This window comes from Chitinophaga skermanii, assembly GCF_003259335.1.
Taxonomy (GTDB): Bacteria; Bacteroidota; Bacteroidia; order Chitinophagales; family Chitinophagaceae; genus Chitinophaga; species Chitinophaga skermanii.
Map to the genome: position 1 here is coordinate 646,329 of NZ_QLLL01000002.1, position 16,397 is coordinate 662,725.

The 16,397-nt window shown below is 42.3% G+C and carries 13 protein-coding genes; 3 read left to right on the top strand and 10 right to left on the bottom strand.

The annotated features are described in order from the left end of the window. Position 1: 1 nt before the first annotated feature. Both LX64_RS06715 and LX64_RS06720 read right to left on the bottom strand, forming a co-directional pair. Positions 2-1,381: a 3' terminal RNA ribose 2'-O-methyltransferase Hen1 gene (locus LX64_RS06715; protein WP_111596836.1), complete on the bottom strand. Its 1,380-nt coding sequence runs from the start codon at positions 1,379-1,381 to the stop codon at positions 2-4. A gap of 298 nt (positions 1,382-1,679) precedes the next feature. Next, on the bottom strand, positions 1,680-3,002 hold the full coding sequence (locus LX64_RS06720) for a hypothetical protein (protein WP_111596837.1): 1,323 nt from the start codon (positions 3,000-3,002) through the stop codon (positions 1,680-1,682). A gap of 397 nt (positions 3,003-3,399) precedes the next feature. Between LX64_RS06720 and LX64_RS06725 the strand changes: the two genes are divergently transcribed. Both LX64_RS06725 and LX64_RS06730 read left to right on the top strand, forming a co-directional pair. Next, positions 3,400-3,942, top strand: a complete 543-nt coding sequence (locus LX64_RS06725; protein WP_111596838.1) for a hypothetical protein — start codon at positions 3,400-3,402, stop codon at positions 3,940-3,942. Positions 3,943-4,067: 125 nt separating this feature from the next. Beyond that, the gene (locus LX64_RS06730) at positions 4,068-5,606 is read left to right on the top strand and encodes a M20/M25/M40 family metallo-hydrolase (RefSeq protein WP_111596839.1); all 1,539 of its coding nucleotides are present in this window, start codon (positions 4,068-4,070) and stop codon (positions 5,604-5,606) included. Positions 5,607-5,688: 82 nt separating this feature from the next. Here LX64_RS06730 and LX64_RS06735 read toward each other — a convergent pair whose 3' ends face one another. The 4 genes from LX64_RS06735 to LX64_RS06750 form a co-directional block, all read right to left on the bottom strand. Next, entirely contained in the window at positions 5,689-6,915 is a 1,227-nt protein-coding gene (locus tag LX64_RS06735) for a multiheme c-type cytochrome (protein ID WP_111596840.1), read from the bottom strand. Between the two features lie 47 nt (positions 6,916-6,962). Continuing rightward, positions 6,963-7,946 (bottom strand): alpha/beta fold hydrolase, encoded by a 984-nt coding sequence (locus tag LX64_RS06740; protein WP_111596841.1) that lies wholly within the window; start codon positions 7,944-7,946, stop codon positions 6,963-6,965. Positions 7,947-8,073: 127 nt separating this feature from the next. Next, complete coding sequence (locus LX64_RS06745) at positions 8,074-8,538, bottom strand: hypothetical protein (protein ID WP_111596842.1); 465 nt, start codon at positions 8,536-8,538, stop codon at positions 8,074-8,076. A 4-nt stretch (positions 8,539-8,542) separates the two neighbouring features. Then, positions 8,543-9,097, bottom strand: coding sequence for a hypothetical protein (locus LX64_RS06750; protein ID WP_111596843.1), 555 nt, complete (start codon positions 9,095-9,097; stop codon positions 8,543-8,545). Positions 9,098-9,149: 52 nt separating this feature from the next. Between LX64_RS06750 and LX64_RS06755 the strand changes: the two genes are divergently transcribed. Continuing rightward, positions 9,150-9,368, top strand: coding sequence for a DUF4287 domain-containing protein (locus tag LX64_RS06755; RefSeq protein ID WP_111596844.1), 219 nt, complete (start codon positions 9,150-9,152; stop codon positions 9,366-9,368). Between the two features lie 172 nt (positions 9,369-9,540). On the opposite strand, the gene LX64_RS06760 is transcribed toward LX64_RS06755, so the two are convergent. From LX64_RS06760 to LX64_RS06775, 4 genes are all read right to left on the bottom strand, one after another. After that, positions 9,541-10,002, bottom strand: a complete 462-nt coding sequence (locus LX64_RS06760; protein WP_111596845.1) for a class I SAM-dependent methyltransferase — start codon at positions 10,000-10,002, stop codon at positions 9,541-9,543. A 6-nt stretch (positions 10,003-10,008) separates the two neighbouring features. Beyond that, a complete protein-coding gene (locus tag LX64_RS06765; RefSeq protein ID WP_111596846.1) occupies positions 10,009-10,524 on the bottom strand; it encodes a hypothetical protein in 516 nt (171 codons plus the stop codon). 371 nt (positions 10,525-10,895) lie between these two features. Beyond that, on the bottom strand, positions 10,896-13,082 hold the full coding sequence (locus LX64_RS06770; protein WP_111596847.1) for an IPT/TIG domain-containing protein: 2,187 nt from the start codon (positions 13,080-13,082) through the stop codon (positions 10,896-10,898). A 10-nt stretch (positions 13,083-13,092) separates the two neighbouring features. Next, positions 13,093-16,374: a TonB-dependent receptor gene (locus tag LX64_RS06775; protein ID WP_211324751.1), complete on the bottom strand. Its 3,282-nt coding sequence runs from the start codon at positions 16,372-16,374 to the stop codon at positions 13,093-13,095. Positions 16,375-16,397: the final 23 nt, after the last annotated feature.

The window sequence follows — 16,397 nt, forward strand, 5'->3', positions numbered from 1 at the left end:
TTTAAATTTTTGTAAAGTGCACTAATTGTGAAGGTGCTCCATATACCTCGTGCGCATCACCCAAATCACTGATCACAAATTTGTATGGATATGTAGTCGCTACCTTTTCACACCATGCTGCAAACGCTGCACGTGTCCACTCAAAACGGTGATCAGTATGCCGCATTTTCGAATTGTCTTCTGTGAACGTATTATTCCAATCTTTGTTAGGTGTAGTAATGAATATATGCGGTGTTTGTAAGTACCCGAATAAGTTCTTTTCCAATGCCTGTAAACGATGCTCCTCCAAGTGTTCGATTACTTCCACCAAAGCGGCTGCATCATATCCCAATAAGCGTTCATCTTTATACAATACAGAACCTTGTGCCAGTGTAATACGCCCTAATTCTTCTTCCGACAACCGGTTGAATTTCAAGCGACGTTTCGCGTAATTCAGTACATGCAAAGAAATATCTATACCCAAGATGCGGGTAAACTGGCGCTTCTCGAGCAACAAACGAAGCAACTTCCCTTCACCACAACCCAGATCAAGCACAGCGCTTGCTTCCGTAGCCAGTAGTGCATCACGCACAGTTGCTAAACGTTGATCATGTAAGTTGGGTTGACACGCATCTTTCTTGCCACTTTCTTCGTTCACCAACGCCTCCTCTTCTTTCACATCCAAGGCACTATTGGCTTCCTTCAATAATGTACTCCTGTACCGTAAATATCTTTTAACGATCAATTCTTGAAAGGGATGTTGCTCTAACCAACCTTCTCCTTTTGCCAATAACTTCTCCACCTCGTCCTCATTGACGAAATAGTGCTTCACATTGTCCATCACGGGAATAAGCACGTATAGGTGCGACAATAATTGTTGCACGGTAATATGATGTTGTAATTCCACTGTATAGTAATGACTATCGCCCCACTCCGGGAAATTCTCGTCTAGCTTGTATTGTGTAGCCTTAACCGTATATCCCAATGGCTCGAACAAGTTTTGCAACAGTTCAACACCACCACGAATGGGTACAACCGACAATGCCACGGTTAAGTCCATAGGCATTGCTACGAGTTCGGGTTTATCCTTACACTTACCATTCACAGCGGAAGTAAAAGCTTTTGTAATGGCAGTACTCATCAAGGATGAAACAACATAAGGGCGATCGTTAACATATTGCTCTAAGGCAAAGCTGCCGCCACCTTTGTGGTCGCGTACAAGGGAAACCGGGTCAATATCCAGCAATAGGTTACAGGTACATACTTCTTCGGTGGCTGCCGAATAGAAGATATGCGCTATGCCGCTTTTGATGTTAACAGATTGTAGTTTCGCGGGATGCTTATGCAAGAGGAAACCTAAATCCGTAGCCGGTTTACGGGTGTTTGTAATGCTTAGTAACATAAAATTTTGTTTCGAATGCACGAATCGTGCGTAAAGGTAAATGGGTACTACTCAGCCTATTTGCGTAGGAAAAAATAATTAACCGGGGAGGAAACCGGTTGCTGTTTATGTAGTACTTGCTGTTGCATTGTTAGGTTATTAAAATCGAGGCACAAAAGTAATGCGAGTTTTCATATTTCAAAATAATTTATCGAAACAATTTTAAATGATGCGGGTTACTTTATTGTTTCAAAGCATCGTTTATATTACCAATGGCGACTTCTATTGTTTCTCTAGAAGTCGCCATTGCACAAATTATTTAATAAGATGGAATAGTATTTATGTCAACAAAATTTCTAATACCGCCCCAATACATATCTAGGCCTGATCTTGTAACATATGCTTCAATACATTTTGCGGTGGCGTCTGGTAAAAATACCAAACCTAAATCTTGTCCCCATCGTATATCCATGACACTATAAAAGGTATATACAGCACCCGACTCGCGTAGGGCTTCGTTTATTTTCCTGATAAAATCAATCTCAATCCAGTCAGTCATGGAGGAAAAGGAAAAGCTTTTCACTACTTTATTTATGCTAAACTGAATGTCGTAGGTAATCGTACTAGGTATTTCATGTCGCTCATTGATCTCTATCATTTCAACCGACATTTTATCAGCGGCTATGTTGCGCATGGCTTCAAATAAATCCAAGTAATCTTCTTTACAAACAAAACCTTCATGGTCGCCTATATAGAAATTGTTTGCACCTACCATTTCTCTTAGGAACTCCATAAATCCTCGCGGTTCAATTATTTCCGGTATTACAGGCCGCTTGGGAGCTTCTTTTTTTTCAACTTCCCCTGTCATAGCGTCTACGAATATGATGGCTTTTTGGGAATTATACGTTTTAAAATACCATGTAAGACTTTGTGTATATGCAGGAAAATCTACGCCATTTACAGTTGCTATTTGCCTCGCGTTTCTATATCCAATTGTATGGGTGGGATAAACATCATAGTCTATCTCACCAATTAGTTGTCCATCCTCTGTATAATAGCTTGCTAATCCCACTTTTATACCACCAGTTTCGGAATATGCAGCCGTTAATTGCCCTTGTAAGCTAAACTCTTTTACTTGTTTATTCCTTTCCGCATCGCTTTCCACTACTTTATATAGTTGGCCATCTACAGTATAAAACCGCTCGCCATATTGGCCATCTTTCTCTGAATAATAATAGTAATTTTTAACTTGGCATGATTCATCCAATTTCACTTCTAATCTTTCAGTACCACACACCCATCTTTGTGTAAACCGTTCTTTTCCAATATTCTCCTCCAAATAAGTAAGCGTAAAATTCAATTGTTCCTGTTCTAATTGCTTAACTAAAGGAGGAATAAAATTCTTGAACTTTTGATAATAAGATGTGGGAGCAAGTTGATCTATATGAATTATGTTCAGTCCATACTCGATGAGAAGGTCACTCGTTAAACGTACATCAATTTTAAATTGAGTACTTTCCCAAGTTTGATAATAGTAAGTCCCCTCGTCTCCATCAGTAGTACAATGATCGGTTAATACCAAGTTAGTTTCACTAAACTTAGGGAGGTTAAGTAGATTAGGCTTGTATTCAGCTAGGTTCATAGGTGTTATTCTTTCCAGTAATTATACCCTTTATTTTGAATAAGAAGAAGTTTTATAAGCATTTTATATCCTATTTTATTATGGGGGCAACCCTACAGAATTCAACAATACTTTATGTGCCTTTTCCCACTGCGGTCGCAATACATCCCTATCCCCCTAAGTTTGTTTTACTGCCACTAAATTGCTAGTAACCCGTGTTGTTTTTGTAACCAAATTCTATTTGTGCATGGAAGACATATTACAATGTTATGGACCACATGAGATTGCAATGGATTCACCTTACATTATATACTTGAATGCGCCACCTAAAAGGTAGCCTTCTTTATTCCACACGCCGTAAAGCCTGTACTACGGCCATTCTAATTATCCTTTTCATTCATTATCTAAACTTCACAGTATGAAGCAATCTGTTTTTCTGTCGTTTGCACTAGCCCTCATTGTAGCGGCTTTTGTTTTTGCTTTACCTAAACCTGTAACGGCGTCTGTCGACAAGGTTATTAAGCGTGAAACTCCTGTAAAAATTTACTTGGAGGAAAAAGGTAAAGAATACTATCGTCAACTTGGGTTTACACCAGTTTCTCCTATTAGCGGTGGTTTCGAATCAGGTATCGGCCCCGAAGAACCGGTGATTGTTGGTCCTTGGCCTGTGCCTATCCGCGGTATTATCTGCGATGGCATGACTTTGGCACAATTACAAGCCGATTTAGCTGCCCGCTGGGAAAGGTTCAAAACTACCCGTCGTTATGCAGAATTATTACGCATTGCGAATGAAACCTGTGAACCACAACCCGTTGTCATTTCCAATTGCGGCCTTTCGAGAGTTTACTTTGTACAACCTACACGTTTCTGCGGTTCTATTGATCCGTACATCCCCGGCATTGATCCATTCCAACCCGGCATTCAGCCATTAACAGGCACTTTGCTCGATCCTAAGTTCTAATCTTCTTACAAAGAACGCCTTCTCTACAAGGCGTTCTTTGCTTTACAGCCATAGCAAAGGGTTCCGAACAATTGCGACAGCGATGTGTTAATACAGTATCCGTTCAGCAATTAAACAGGTAGCTTATGAAGAAATTAGTGCTTGGCTTGTTACTACTACTGGTAGTCCTTGTCATTGTTATTGTTGTCAAAACTTTCCTCTACCCTTTTACACCCATTCAAAAAACTACGGCCCAAGAGGAACAAATCCCTATCTCGGCCATTTCTATTCAACGGTTTGCCGGTGGTATTAAAATACCTACTGTTTCAACGGTTGATTCCGCGGCGTTTAATTATGCTCCGTTCGATTCTTTCCGTATTTATTTACAAGATGCCTACCCTCAAATTTTCGAGAAACTGGAATTCTATACCATTAATACCCATGGCTTAGTATTTCACTGGAAAGGCAAACAATCTACGGTAAAACCTATCCTGTTTTTATCGCATTACGACGTGGTGCCTCCCGGTGAATATAACCCAGCAGATACAGCAGCTCCACACCTTTTTCAACCGGAAGATAAGTTTGCAGGCCCTATCACTGAAATACAGGATGCTTGGGATTATTACCCATTCTCCGGCAATGTAAAAGATGGCCGTATTTATGGTCGTGGTACCTTGGATATGAAGAACATGTTGTTTGCTATTTTAGAAGCTACCGATAAATTGCTCACGGCTAACTTTACACCCGACCGCGATATTTACTTTGCCTTTGGCTTTGATGAAGAAGTAGGTGGCACTGAAGGGGCTTTAAAAATCGCGGAAGATTTTAAACAGAAAAACATCACGTTCGATGCCGTATACGATGAAGGCGGCATTATTTCTACAAAAGGTAGTTTAAGTGGAATTAACGCTTCTGTGGCCTTAATTGGCTGTGCTGAAAAAGGCTTCTGGTCGGCCCGGGTACGGGTAAAAGGTTTGGGTGGACACTCTTCCATGCCACCACTACATTCTGCGATGGGTAAAGCCGCCATAATTATGACCCGCTTGGAAGAACATCAAATGAAACCGATGGTCATCCCAATTATCGAACAATTCTTTAAAAACATTGGCGGCACCATGAGCTTTACGAGCAAAATGGCCATCGCCAACCAATGGATATTACAACCCGTTTTACTGAATACCTTATCTAAAAACCACAGCACCAACGCACTGATTCGTACTACCACCGCCCTTACCCAAATGAAAGGCAGCGATGCATCGAATGTGCTGGCGCCTGTAGTAGAGTTCGTGGTGAATTTCCGCATATTACCCGGCAACACCGTAGCCGATGTACGCCAACATTTAGCTGATGCCTGCAAAGGGTTTGATGTAGAAATTGAGGATGTAAGACCAGCAAGAGAAGCGTCGAATGTATCGCCCATCAATTCACAAGGATATGCTGTAATGAATCGCACGATTAATAAGCTCTTCCCCGGTGTGGTAGTTACGCCTTACTTAACAATTGGTGGAACAGATGCTTATAAGTATGAAATCGTTAGCGACCATGTATACCGCTTCATGCCCATTGCCATTAACAACTTCGAACAACAAACAATTCATAACAACAATGAATATATCAGTATACAAAACTTCAGTCGTATGATTCGCTATTTCGAATTGATGATGAAGGAATATGACACGAAATAAAATACTTGGCACAACAATTACTACAATACAAAAAAGGCTTCTACAAGGTAGAGGCCTTTTTTATGCTATAAATAAGTTGATATTATTTTCCATTCGGCAATTTCGCCATTATCTTTTGCGCTGGGTCTTTATACACAGCGATCAAATGCGTTCGAATCATATCGGGTGTTGCAGTAGAATCGGAGCCAGACAATAAGGTAATGGCATTAGAAGCCTGCAAAGGCATATGGCAATCGATGCATTTTTCGACCAGCATTTCTTTACCGAGATGCTTTTGGGTGCATTCGTTATGGGATGTTTCGTTATGACAGGTCATACACCTTGTTGCAAATACAGCTAGGTTATCACGTTCTTTCACATGGGGATTATGACAGGTTGTACAATTCATTGTTTGTACACTGCTTTGGAAACACTTACTAGCAGCCAGCAATTGCATTTGATTCCCGTGCACATCCAAATCCGCTACGTTCTTACGCATTGGCGGAATAGGCATTAAGAAATCTGCCAACGCATCGCCAGGTTTAAATTCAAAGGCTGGGCGCTGCATAGGTTTTAAACCACTATGACAAAGGGCGCACATGTCCAGCTTTTGCATATTCGTAAGTTGGTCAATTTTAGTCATGAAATGCGCTGTGCGCTCGTTGGGATTGGATTGATGGAAAGCCACGTGTTCGGCGCCCGGCCCATGGCAACGTTGACAATCAATCCCCCCCATCATCACACCTTTTTCAAACAATTCCAACTCTTGCATACCTTGTCGTTCCTTTCCCTGCACCCCCACCATGCTACTATGACAGCCAAAGCAAGTACTAGGAATCATCCGGTCGAACATAGGATGATCTGCCGGGAAACCTGGGCTATTAGCCCACTGGTTGGTAGTAACGAAATATGAAATGGGCAATTGGAAGTATTTCCCATCTTGCCAGTATAAAAAGGTTTGTGCTTTACGCCCGGAACCCACGGCAATGGCGAACTCTTTTTTGTCTTTTACCACCCCGTTTTGCTTCCAAACTTGGTATAATTGTTCTCCTTCCTTTTCCATCACCACATCATCGCCATTGGCGAAATGAAAAATATTACCAGGAGTTGTAAATGGCCCCAGTACAGTAGTTGGATTTGCAATATGAGAAGTAGCGTAATGTGCAGTAGATAGGTAACCATCGTATACCGCTTGGTGACAATTCCGGCAGCTCGTATTTTCCGCGAAAACAGGGCCTCTCGGGTCGGCGGGTTTAGAGCCGATACAGCGCGATAAAATCACAATGCAGCATACAATACAAGCGAACACTAAAATCGATCGTTTTTTCATAATCGTGGACGGATAGGTTTCAAATATACAAATCCAGTGGGATAAACCTAACGCTTTACAATTTCTTCAACAGCCGATACTATTAATCCCGGCTCGCTAATTTGTACCATATGCCCACTATTCGAAGCTTTCACCAGCTTGCTATTACGCGAAAGTTGTAATAAATCCGTTTGTAATACTTCCCATAAATTCGAAAATTCTGCTTGTACCGATGTATCGCCCAAGCCTGCATAGCGCGTTGGCGAGGTACCCATAATAACCGTTAATGGCAGATCATTGAAGGAAGTATATTGCTCGGCATCCGCGAAGTTGGCATTTACTGCTTCACTTTCTTCAAATGTTTTATCGATTGATTTATAGAAATAGGTTTTCTGCTGTGCATGGAAAGGGTGCGACATGGGAATCTCCGGGGAGAAAGGCATAAAAGAAAACATTATTCTGTAAATACCCGTAGCCACCAACAATTTCACCATGGCCGGGGAAGGTGCTTGAACAGCACGCAACATCTTTTCTGTAGAGCGCTTGAATTGTTGCGGGTGACTACAATCTACAAACACCACGCCGCAGATATCCTCTTTATGTTCCGTAATAAATGGTCGCAAATAAATTCCACCCATCGAATGCGTAACAACAATATAAGGTTTCGGGCAGTTTGTTTTCTCTAAGAGTAAGAAAAGTTCGTCGGAAATGGTTTGATTATCGACCGGTAAATTAGACGCTTCACTTAAGAAAAGCCCGCTCCGATCGTACGATAAAGTAGTGGCTTGCTTTGATAGCCGGTCTTGGATTTCCTTCCAAATGGTATGATCGCCCCCTAAACCCGATTCAAACACAATGGTAAAAGGGCCCTCTCCTTTTTTTACGTAATGTACTTGGTGACTATTTACATCTGCATACGTTAATTGTTGGTCTTCTAACTTACGTTCCAATTGCCAGCGTACAATTTGTTCGTAGGTAACACTCACCAGTAACAGTACAGCCAGCGAAATACCGAGCCATTTGAGGGATTTTAACAAAATACGTCCGAACATCCGGGATAAATTTTCAAAAGGGAGTGAATTGAATGGTTGAATTTAGGGGTATTCGGTGAATAAAAAATAGGTGTCAAAATTTATTTTCATACGGGGCAACATACAATACAAGCAAGCCGGGCCTCCCTTACAGTTCTTCTTGCTTTTCGTCCTTCTTTTCCTTCCCAAACATTATTTTCCGCAGTTGGTTAAAACCATTGGTAAACTTTCCGTGCTTACGTACAATTGGCAAACTAAGTACCGCTAACAAGGAAATAGCTGCCGATGTACCCAAAGCGCCACCATACCCATTAAAAAAGCGGCTCGCATTCAAGTACACTAAGCAGAAAATAAGTCCCGCAAACCCAATCATCGCGTAGTTCGACAATACCTTCTTACTCACCATCCCAATAAACGACGATCCAATAAATACAATGGGAATATTCTTCGCGAGGTAAACTGGCAATAATCCCACGCACAAATGACACAAGCTAGCCACCACTAACGACAGTAATGCCGACGATCTTACCGGCCCTTGCTTCATGTGTTCGTTGATATAAAAAGTGAGCGTAGCGCCTACAATACTCACCAGTAATAGTATGAAAGTATGCATCCCCTTAGATTAAAAAGAATAAATATGAAGTAATAACCACCCCTGCAAACGCCAATGTGCCTAGTTTACCACCTACCCCCGAGAACAAACTCTTCGACAATACCAGCAGGATACCGGTAAACACACTCGCTGCCAATATAAACATGAAACTAGAAGCCACATTGGGGCTACTCATGCCTATAAACGCCCCACAGTACACAGCCGGTGGCAATTGTTGTAAGTAATGCGACTCTTTATTGATATTCGGCAGAAAGGAAGCAATGGTACCCACAATACCCGCCGCCATTACAGGCCCCAGGTGTACGTGGTTATTAAGGTAGTAGGAAGAAAGGGCGCCTACGGGAATCCATAAAGCCACCAGTATATGTTCATATAAGTGATCTTCATGATGCAAAGGCACCTTTATGTAGGTAACCAATAACAAGCAGGATAACACGATAATAAAGGCGGAGATAACAATGGAGTTCGTATTCTCGGCCAGTATCGCGAGTAAAAAAAGTGCTTGAATGATCACTAAAAAAACGACGAAAATATATCTAAAGATGGTCTTCCAATTCATTGTTTTCGGTAAATTGGGCGCAAAGTTACACTCATCCTAGAAAATAAACCATATGTCGTTCCAAGCTTACTTAGACAATATTGAGAAAAACACGGGTAAAACCATTGCTGCGCTTGTAAAACAAGCGGAACAAAAAAAATTAGCCGTTGAGGGGAAATTGGCCCCCGGGGTGAAAGCCGGAGATATTGTAAGCTGGTTAAAAACCGAGTACAAGCTAGGTCATGGCCACGCCATGGGCTTTTACGCCTATTTAACGGGCAAAAGGGCTTAAAAAGCTATTTCTGGGCTACAATGATCAAATCTGTTACAATTTCGTCGCCTTTGCCGGGATATTGTATGCGGTGGGCATCGATGATGTTAAACCCTGCCGCTTTGAAATAACCGGTTAAATAGCCGTATTCGTGGGCATGAACGAATAATTGGTTACCGCTGGGCGAGGTTTTTCAACCACTTTTCTCGTAATCGTCTTCCATGGTGCTTACATATACAGCTCCGCCGGGCGGTAATACGCTGTATGCTTCATGGATGAATTTTTCGGCTTCCTCTTTGGTGAAATAAGGCAACCCAAAGCCGCAAAGTATACCGTTAAACTGCTGGTCGATACCACTCAAATCTCTTGCATCGCGCAGCTCGAAGCGTGCTTCCGGGTTATGGGCCCGGGCAAATGCCAGCATTGTTTCCGACAAATCGGTGCCTAGTAGTTCCAAACCGGGTACATGGGTTAAAAGGTACTTGGATAAATTGCCAGGACCGCAAGCTAATTCTAGCACTTTGGGATGATCCATGGGCAATAAGCTGCAAAAGAGATCGAGGCCTAGTTTGTACTTGCTTACATCCGAGAATTTCTCATCGTACACTTGAGCTACTTCACTGAAAATTTTAACGGCTTGGGCAGTTTTATCCATGTGGTATTAGCGTGCTTGGGATTTGAATTGCTCCAACACAATAGCAATTTCGTAATAATTTCCGTGATACGCGAGGTTAATCTTCCTACGAATGCCACCAGTTTCGAATATGATAAGATAAATTCCTCCATGTTTATCTTCCATGATACCCGTTTCCAAAACATCTCCCCATCCAATCAATGTTTTGTTAACTTGTATTCCATTAGCATCGAAACGTAAACGATCAAACAAAGTACGATCAAAATATTGCCCAAATAAAATAATCAACAATACGATCATTACATACACGATCCCTCCTTTTCCATTTCCTTGCTTAAAGTCTAAGTAGATTATTACTAACACGAAAATACAAGCTACGAGTGAAAGTATACCGCGTACCGAAACACCTGCTGGTAAAGCTTTTGAAGTCCACGAAGTGTTGAATGTAGGATGCAATAGGTCGTACGTAGTTGTATACTTTTTGATTTTTTCTTCTTGTTTGAATTTGACCATGTGCGCTTGGGCAGTTTTCGTTACCGGCATAGGTTAATGGATTTCTAATAAAATAATCATTTCAGCTGGATGTTAGCATCTTCCATTGACAAACCAGCTATTTTCAAAGGCACCTCCAAGTCTTTCAAAGGGGCGTTAAAGTCTTTTAAAGGCAGGTTAAAGGCATTTCAAAGGGTTTTCAAAGGGAAGTTAAAGGCTTTTCAAAGGGAAGTCAAAGGCTCGGCATATTATTTAGCGCAGTAGGATCAAGCGGCGTTCAATCGTTAGAAATTACTAACTGGTTGAAAAGCAGGATATATAACAAAAAGCATATATCCTAGTGTAAGCTGGCACAAAAAACCCGTCCCTAGGAAAGAGACGGGTATTACGTATACTGCTGTTACAGGATTTTTATATACAAACTACTGTAGGAAAATCTTTCTAACGGCCCTGTTATTTCCATCCACTACATAAATATTACCATCTTTATCAAGGGCAATATCATTCGGGTTCCACCAACGAGCATTTTCAAATGCACCATCTTGATAGCCTCTTGTAGAGCTTACTTTTAACACGGTCGACATTTCTTGCTTATTGATATCCATTCTACGGATAGCGAAGTTATTTCTATCCATAATCAAGATCGTTCCATCTGCTGCACGTACCATACCACTTACGCCGTATGATACTTTCGCGATGTTAAACGGCCCATCAACAAAACCAGGCTCAGACGAACCAATGAAATCGTACCTAATGTTACCGGAAATAGGTGCTATTCCAATATATGCTTCATAATCATCACCGGTAACATATAAGTTACACAAGTTGTCTAATACAGGACGGCTATTATCCGATGCAGTGCGATTATAGGCACGAACCGTATTACCAGAAGGCAATATTTTCAATACACCGGCATATGTTTGCGTGAGGTATAAATTATTATCCTTATCAACCATAATTCTTCCCGGGTTCGACGACATACCTGTACGCAAGGTACTTACTATCCCACCCGGCGTTATCATACGAATGTTATTCCCATTCCCCACTTCAGAAACATACAAGTTATCTTGCGCATCAATACAAATACCATTCAACTGTACGAATCGTGATTCAGCCACAGGACCATTCACATAACCCATCTGCCCCGGTGCACCGGCATACAATGAAAAACTACCGGTTGGCGTAATCTTATAAATACAACTCGTTCTGTTAGCCGTAACAAATACGTTACCCTTACTATCCACTACCAAAGCATCTAAATCAGCAGGTAAAGAGGTAGTAGGTCCACCCGCTAAAGTCATAATACCTGCACGTAAGAACCTCGATGGTGCAAAGGCTTCTAATGTAGCACGTTTCACTTTTAACGCACCTGACGTTAGATCCGAAGGTGCCACTACGACCAACATGTTCTCCGTTGCACTTTCAATCACTGCTTTCGATCCATTGAAAGTAACTTCATTCTCCGCAGGGTTTGTACTAAAACCAACACCTGTAATCGTCACCTTTGTACCGGCTAAGCCCATGGACGGTACCGCACTCACAATACCCAGGTTCTGTTCCTTAATTTCTGGTCCTTGTACCAATTGATCGTTCACGGATAATTGAAGTTTACCTGTTCCTATACCGGCAGGAATAGACAATACGAGTTTGTTACTTGTAGCCGATTTAACAGGGAAAGCGATATTATTAATCTTCACTACGTTCTCATCTGCTGTTGTAGAGAAGTTCAAACCGGTGATGGTCATTTCTTGGCCCGCAGGGCCAGATAACGGCGTTACGCCATCGATGGTGGGCGGGGGAACTTTTGTAAAGGTAGGACCCGGTGTTCTTTGTCCTCCTACTGTTACAGAAAGCGGACCTGTAGTAACTTCTACCGGCACAGTAACTACCAACTCGGTTAAACTAGCAGCTACCACGGTAGCAGGGCGACCATTAAACTCCACAAAGTTCTTCGCAGGATCGGCATCGAAACCATCGCCTTTAATCACTACGCGGGTACCACCGGCACCCGTAATAGGCTTCATAGTATTCACGGCTTGGAACTTGAAGATATCGCCAGTAGATGATTTACCATCCACCTTCACCACGATAGCACCAGAACCGGCACCTTCAGGTACTTCTGCTACTAATAAAGTATCTGACACACTTACCACGGTAGCAGGTTTACCATTCAAGGTAACTTCTGCCGGGCTTTTCAAGCTACTGAAACCCGCACCGCTAATACGCACGTGCATACCGGCAGGACCATTTTTCGGTGCGAAGCTTGTTAATGATAAAGCTTGGTAAGTGTAATTGCCAATGTTAATTGTTTTACTGTTGGCTGCGTATACCACCTGGCCGGTTTTACCTTCTTGTGGCGCACGTACAACCAATACAGAATCATTTTGCGCAACAACAACAGCATCCGTTCCTTCAAAAGAAACTTTGCCTTCGGCAGAGAAACCTGTACCCTTAATAGTAACTAAAGTACCCCCACTCCCACTATTCGGGAAATAGTTGGTAACCGTTAAAGGAGTTTCCGCTTTCTTGTCGTTCTTTTTACATGATACTAAGCTACAAGAGCCTAGTATCATGATGAAACCAAATATATAACGCGAGATATTTTGCATGTCAATGATTTTAGAAAGTATAACGCAATCCGAGTTGTACCTGGTAACGAGAACCGAAGTAATCGATCGTGTATGGTTTACCTGGATCAGTGAAAGTGTAAACAGGATTATTATTTGGATTTTGTTCGGATGGGAATAATGTTGGTGTTAAACCCACGCTCGCTGTAGAGTTGAAAGTATTGGGCGAGAAATACTGGCGGCCCCATGCACCGTTCAACATATTGCTTACATTGATGATATCGGCAGTGAACGTGAAGTAGTTATTCTTCAAAGCTGGGAAATGGAACTCTTGCGCGAAATGCAAATCGGCTTGCATGTTCCAAGGTGTTCTACCCATATTTCTTTCGGTGAATTTACCACGGCGCGTACTTAAGTAGTCGTTCGCATCTACATAAGCGTTGAAGGCGGCTGCTTGTGTTTCCTTGGTTACAGTGGCACCATTTACTGTACGATCTTGGAAGAAATTCACCGCGTCTTCACGGGTAGGAATATACGCCAAGCTCACTTGTTGTGGTAAGCCTTGGATGCTATTACTCATGATACCATACGTAAATGGTGAACCCGATTGTGCACTAGCAAACACGCTTACTGTAGTAGCCAATACTTTATTCCATACTTTCTTGTAACTAGCGTTCAATACGATACGATGACGAATATCGAAGTTTGAATACGACAACGCAGGGTTGTTCGGGTTCAAGGCTTGGTTCAACTGCCAGTTCGATTCCATGGAGTTACGGATACCATTGTACATATCTTTACTTTCACCAAAGGTGTAAGCACCCGATACATACCAACCGTTCATGAAGGTACGGTTAATAGAACCCGTTACGCTGTAACGGTAACCTTTCTTCGTATTGCTCAACAAATAAGCATTCGAGAACATAGGGTTAATGGTACCCGGGTAAATCGGTTGCTCACGGTGCTTATCGTATGCATAATAACGTGGGTTATCGGTGATGTTGATTTGTTGAAAGGCAACATCTTTCAAGCTTTTCGTTACTATACCTTCTACTGTTAATTTCCAGTTGTTCTTCGTGGTATAATCTACACCCAAGCTAGCACGGAATACTTGTGGCATCACGAAGTTGTTATCGATTAAATCCACTTGTGTTTTACCCGCGTTCGGGTTGTTTACAGGGGTACCTGTTTTTTCGATAAAGCCGGCTATACCATTCGGGTTAGGCTGCATAGGATCTGCGCCTGCCGGGAAAGGTTTTTGATCGGCACGTTGATCGTAAGAACCGTAGTTAACGCCGTTGTTGTAGTAGGCATATGCTAACCAAGCAAACGGAATTCTACCGGTAAATAAACCTGCACCACCACGTAAAATCAAGCTTTGGTTTTTGAGTACATCGTAGCGTACACCAATTCTTGGAGAGATTTGTACTTTGTTCAAGTAACCATTGTTGAGGCGGCTAATGGGAGTATACGTGTATGTAGTACCGAAATAAGGGTCTGCTACGGCTTCGTTTAATCGCTCGCTCATTTGTGGTTTGCTAGGCAAGTGGGTGTAATCGGCACGGATACCGGGCGTAACTTTTAAGTAATCGTTTACTTGGATTTCATCTTGTACATATACACTGTACATGTTTACATCGAACTTAGCGCCCGGGTTTTGCAAGATGTAATCGCGGGTATTGTTCGTATAGTTGTAGGAACCACGTACTCTATAGGGTACGTTATTTAAATAGTCTTCAATGCTGTTATAATCAATTCTACCGTTCCAGCTATTCACAAACCCGTAATCGATATGGTACAACTCGTTGTGCGTACCATATAAGAAGGTGTGATTGCCTTTACTGAAGGTTAAGTTATTCGTGATTTCAATCGTTCTTTGCTTCATGTTGAAGATCGACGCTTCACGGTCGGTACCCAAGTAAATGGTTGTACCAGGTGTGCGACCCATAATTTGTACCTGTGATAAAGTAGGATCGCTTAATGGATCGCGGTAGTCGTGTACGGTGCTGTAACCTAGTACAAAGCTGTTGGTAACACGGTTGTTGAAACGGCTTTTTAATTCTGCTACCGTGCTGCTTTGGTTGTTCGTTTGTTTGAACGCCATGCTGCTGAAACGGAAATCTTGCTGGTCGCGGTCCATATGCGTAGCATTCGAACGAATGGTATTGTTGCGGATGCTTAACTGGTGACGATCGTTGATGTTCCAATCCAAACGGTTGAAGAACTTCACAGATTTCGCGTTGGTATTGTACCTGTCTGCTGTACCTGGATCGAAAATGTTACCATAACGAGACACGCTGGCATTCCTAATGGCTTCCGCATCTTTCTCGCTCAAAATATGCGCCGTTTCTTGGCTACCGGCTATCAATTGCGCAGGATCTGTGCGGCGTGTGATTTCTTCGTTCGTAAAGAAGAACAATTTGTTCTTAATGATAGGGAAACCCAAACGAACACCTGCTTGGTAATCTTCAAACGCTTGATCCATCTTACCCAAAGAACCTACTTTGTCTTTCCCAATTAAGCTGGCATTTCTACCAAAACCATATACCGATCCACTTAACGTATTCGTACCACTGCGTGTAACGGCGTTGATAGAACCACCAGTAAAGTTACCGATCTTCACATCGAACGGCGCTAAATACACTTGCATGTCTTCAATCGCGTCTAACGATACAGGGTTGGTGCGGGTGCTGCTACCGGGTTGACCAGATGTACCGCTTTGACCGCCACTTGACGGGCTAAACCCAATGGCGTCATTATTAATCGCACCATCGATGGTAACGTTGTTGTAACGGAAGCTAGAGCCGCCGAAACTATTGTCTTTATTACCTTGTGGTACCATCCGTGTAATATCTTGGATACTGCGATTCACAGTAGGCATATTGTTTAACTGTGTACGCGAGATATTTTGTCCTGCCCCGTAGTTATTAGCTTTAGGACCACGTTTATCCGCTTTCACCTCGATACCTGCTAATTGTTTACTTTGATCTTGTAGGAGAAGATTGAGTAATTGGGGTTCGCCTAGTTTCACCGTAACACCTTCTACTTGTGCCGTGGCTAAACCCATCATGCTGGCAGTTACGGTGTATGGTCCACCAATTCTCAATCCTAATAATCTATAACGACCTTTTTCATCTGTAATCACCGGGTATTTCGTGCCCGATGGTGTGTGCACGGCAATGACCGTAGCGCCGGGTAAAGCTTCACCCTTTGCATCTTGCACTTTACCGGTTAAACCGCCACCTGTTTCCTGTGCCGATGCTACGAATGGTAGCATCATGAACAGCATGCATATCATGCGCAGGCAGTGATTTTTATAAGTTTGCATCTTCATGTTCGTGAGTTATGAAAAGAATG

What these genes read in the sequence shown, in the direction of transcription:
- LX64_RS06715 (WP_111596836.1), bottom strand. Translation starts at nt 1,381, where the DNA reads ATGTTACTAAGCATTACAAACACCCGTAAACCGGCTACGGATTTAGGT.
- LX64_RS06720 (WP_111596837.1), bottom strand. Translation starts at nt 3,002, where the DNA reads ATGAACCTAGCTGAATACAAGCCTAATCTACTTAACCTCCCTAAGTTT.
- LX64_RS06725 (WP_111596838.1), top strand. Translation starts at nt 3,400, where the DNA reads ATGAAGCAATCTGTTTTTCTGTCGTTTGCACTAGCCCTCATTGTAGCG.
- LX64_RS06730 (WP_111596839.1), top strand. Translation starts at nt 4,068, where the DNA reads ATGAAGAAATTAGTGCTTGGCTTGTTACTACTACTGGTAGTCCTTGTC.
- LX64_RS06735 (WP_111596840.1), bottom strand. Translation starts at nt 6,915, where the DNA reads ATGAAAAAACGATCGATTTTAGTGTTCGCTTGTATTGTATGCTGCATT.
- LX64_RS06740 (WP_111596841.1), bottom strand. Translation starts at nt 7,946, where the DNA reads ATGTTCGGACGTATTTTGTTAAAATCCCTCAAATGGCTCGGTATTTCG.
- LX64_RS06745 (WP_111596842.1), bottom strand. Translation starts at nt 8,538, where the DNA reads ATGCATACTTTCATACTATTACTGGTGAGTATTGTAGGCGCTACGCTC.
- LX64_RS06750 (WP_111596843.1), bottom strand. Translation starts at nt 9,097, where the DNA reads ATGAATTGGAAGACCATCTTTAGATATATTTTCGTCGTTTTTTTAGTG.
- LX64_RS06755 (WP_111596844.1), top strand. Translation starts at nt 9,150, where the DNA reads ATGTCGTTCCAAGCTTACTTAGACAATATTGAGAAAAACACGGGTAAA.
- LX64_RS06760 (WP_111596845.1), bottom strand. Translation starts at nt 10,002, where the DNA reads ATGGATAAAACTGCCCAAGCCGTTAAAATTTTCAGTGAAGTAGCTCAA.
- LX64_RS06765 (WP_111596846.1), bottom strand. Translation starts at nt 10,524, where the DNA reads ATGCCGGTAACGAAAACTGCCCAAGCGCACATGGTCAAATTCAAACAA.
- LX64_RS06770 (WP_111596847.1), bottom strand. Translation starts at nt 13,082, where the DNA reads ATGCAAAATATCTCGCGTTATATATTTGGTTTCATCATGATACTAGGC.
- LX64_RS06775 (WP_211324751.1), bottom strand. Translation starts at nt 16,374, where the DNA reads ATGAAGATGCAAACTTATAAAAATCACTGCCTGCGCATGATATGCATG.